Origin of the sequence: Edaphosphingomonas fennica (genome assembly GCF_003034225.1) — a bacterium.
GTDB classification, from domain to species: domain Bacteria; phylum Pseudomonadota; class Alphaproteobacteria; order Sphingomonadales; family Sphingomonadaceae; genus Sphingomonas_E; species Sphingomonas_E fennica.
In genome coordinates, this window is the sequence record NZ_PHHF01000074.1 from 1 (window position 1) to 2,485 (window position 2,485).

Consider the following 2,485-nt stretch of genomic DNA (forward strand, 5'->3'; position numbering starts at 1 on the left):
AAAGTGGACGACTTTTACGCCGCCCGCAGCCGGACAATCCCGCCGCTACCGTGGTCTAGTTTTCCACCGCCGTTCTCACCCGGAATGGCCGCCGTGATGTTCTGCTCCACCGACAGGGTGCGGAAGATTCCGGAAACGGCGCGGTCCTCCGGCACGAAAGCCAGCCCGTGCGCGATAGCGTCATGGGGCTGGCGAATGTCGACCGGAGCGCCATTCACCCGCACGACGCCACTCTCAGCCGGCTGTATGCCAAAGATGGCGCATGCCACCTCCGTGCGTCCCGCCCCGACCAGCCCTCCCAGCCCGACGATCTCGCCGTGCCGCACCTTGAAGCTGATGTCCTGGAAGCGGCCGGGCAACGTCAGGCCCTCGACCTCCAGAGCGACCTCGCCGATCGAGGCGTTATGCTTGTGCATGTATTCCTTGAGCGGCCGGCCAATCATCAGCCGTATGATGTCGGTATCGGCCAGACTGTCGATCGGATCGGTGGAAATCTTGTTGCCATCGCGGAAGATCGTGACGCGATCACAGAGCGCGCGCACTTCCTCCAGACGATGCGAAATGAAGATGATCGTCCGCCCTTCGTCGCGCAGGCGGCGAGCGATGCCGAACAGCGTTTCTACCTCTCTGGGAGTCAACGGAGCTGTCGGCTCGTCCATGATGATGAGCCGGCTGTCGGATGCGAGCGCACGGCCGATCTCGACCATCTGTTGATCCGCGATGGAGAGGCCACGCATGGGCCTTGTGACGTCGATGGCGACGCCGAGCTGGTCCATCTGGCGGCGCGCTTCGCGGGTCATTTCCGCCCAAGGCACGCGATTGAACCAACCGTCCTCTCCCCTTCCAAGCACAAGATTCTCCGCGACGGATAGGTCCGGGAAGGAGATCGGCTCCTGGTGAATAAGAGTGATGCCGAGCTTCTGCGCCGCCAGCGGATTGGCAATCTCGACAGTTTGTCCGTTCAGGCTCAGCGTACCGCGCGTCGGCCTGTGGACGCCGGCAATGATCTTGGCGAACGTCGACTTGCCCGCGCCGTTTTCGCCCAGAAGCGCATGGATCTCGCCCTTCTTCAAGTCGAGGTCGACATCGCGCAGGACCGACACGCCGGCGAAGGATTTTGATATGCCGCGCGCGGAGATGAGAGGAACGTCGCTGTCGCTCATGCCGGTACCGGCGCCTCGGGATGGAGAAGCCCATGCGCCTTCAGGTCTGCCCAGAATGCGGACGGAATCTTCACACCCAAAGCCGCGACATTGGCCTCGACTTCGCTGGGCTTCGCCGCGCCCGGAATGACGGAAACCACAGCCGGATGGGCAAGCACAAACTGCAGCGCCGCGACCGGCATGCTGACGTTATGCTTCTTGCATGCCTCCTCGATGCCTCGGACGCGCGCCTGCACCTCAGGCGAAGCCGCGCCATAGGCATATTTCGCGCCGGCGCCGGAGCCGGTAACGAGAATGCCGGAAGCGAAGGGCGCTCCTATGATCACGGAAACATTCCGGTCATGCAGTGCCTTCATCCCGCGGGTCAGGCTGTCCTGATCGATCAGCGTGTAAGGCATGGCGACGAGACAGAAGTCGAGGTCGACCTGTGTCGCGATGCCTTCAAGCGCCGCATTGTTGTTGATGCCCATGCCGTAGGCCTGGATGTCGCCGGACTTCTTGAGCTCCACCAGCGCATTGATGCCGGACTCGACAAGCTGCTTCTCGTAGCCGGCCTGCTTGTCGCCGTGGAAGCCTGCGTCGAGATCGTGGATGACCAACGCGTCGACAGTATCGAGCGCCAGCCGCTGGAGCGCCTGCTCGTAAGACCGCATGACGCCGTCATAGGTATAGTCGAAATTCACCTCGAAGTTCAGTCCGCCGGTCCACGGAGAGCGATCGAATGTTTTCGGGTCGGATGGCCGGTGCAGGGTGCGACCGACCTTGGTCGTCACCTGGAACTCGCCGCGCGGCTTGGCGCGCAGGAAGCCGCCCAGCCTGTGTTCTGAAAGACCGCGCCCATACCACGGAGCGGTGTCGTAGAAGCGCACGCCGGCCGCCCAGGCGGCATCCATCGTGGCGCGGGAGTCTGGTTCGTCGACCTTGGCGTAGAGCTCACCGAGATGGGCGGTGCCAAGCCCGAAAACGGGGAGCTCGAGGCCGGTTTTTCCAACGCGACGGCGGGTGGAAACGCTGAGGGTCACGGTGATCTGCTCCTCCCAAAGCAAAACTGGCGGGTGGCGTCCCGCTCTCGATCGATATGTAACTTGTCAGACAAAAATTAGTTTGACAAGTTCTTGTCCGATGGTCATTCGTAGAGCAACGGAGGGGAACCCGACCAGCAGAGTCAGGCCCCGGGGAGTGGAGTCCGGATGCCTGATTTTCCCGTCATAGACACGCATCTCCACGTTTGGGACCAGACGCGTGTCAACGGCGGAGCAAAAACCGGCCATTGGGCGGCGCAAAACCAGGCCACTGGCGCTGCTGCGAGCGGGGAACGTCGG

At 62.6% G+C, this 2,485-nt stretch carries 2 protein-coding genes; both read right to left on the reverse strand.

The annotated features are described in order from the left end of the window. Nucleotides 1-14: 14 nt before the first annotated feature. A complete protein-coding gene (locus tag CV103_RS17575; protein ID WP_107395672.1) occupies nucleotides 15-1,163 on the reverse strand; it encodes a sugar ABC transporter ATP-binding protein in 1,149 nt (382 codons plus the stop codon). After that, nucleotides 1,160-2,185, reverse strand: a complete 1,026-nt coding sequence (locus CV103_RS17580; protein WP_170112662.1) for an aldo/keto reductase — start codon at nucleotides 2,183-2,185, stop codon at nucleotides 1,160-1,162. Before CV103_RS17580 ends, CV103_RS17575 begins: the two co-directional genes overlap by 4 nt. Between the last annotated feature and the right edge of the window lie 300 nt (nucleotides 2,186-2,485).